This is a genomic window from Pseudomonas peli (genome assembly GCF_050563605.1).
GTDB lineage: Bacteria > Pseudomonadota > Gammaproteobacteria > Pseudomonadales > Pseudomonadaceae > Aquipseudomonas > Aquipseudomonas peli_A.
Genome location: NZ_JBNXUH010000282.1, coordinates 1 through 236, shown reverse-complemented (window position 1 = coordinate 236; position 236 = coordinate 1). Strand labels below are relative to the sequence as shown.

The following is a 236-nucleotide window of genomic DNA, read 5'->3' as shown; positions in this document are numbered from 1 at the left end:
GGCTCGGAGATGTGTATAAGAGACAGGTGCGGCGGGTACGTTGTCGGAAGCGGCCAGGCCGGTAAGTTGGGCGTGCACGCCGATCAGGCTAAAGGCGAGGATGGCGATAAAACCCAGCACCCCGGCAATCACGAAGGAGCGGCGCATGGCCTTCTCTTCGCTGATAAAGCCACGGTCGGTCAGCACCGGGTCTGACTCTTATACACATATCAGAGCCCAAGAGACGAACTGCGAGA

At 58.9% G+C, this 236-nt stretch carries 1 pseudogene; it reads right to left on the bottom strand.

Annotated features, from left to right (window positions below):
- A pseudogene (locus tag ACQ4LH_RS21750) lies at window positions 1-186 on the bottom strand (hypothetical protein); the annotation flags it as partial.
- Window positions 187-236: the final 50 nt, after the last annotated feature.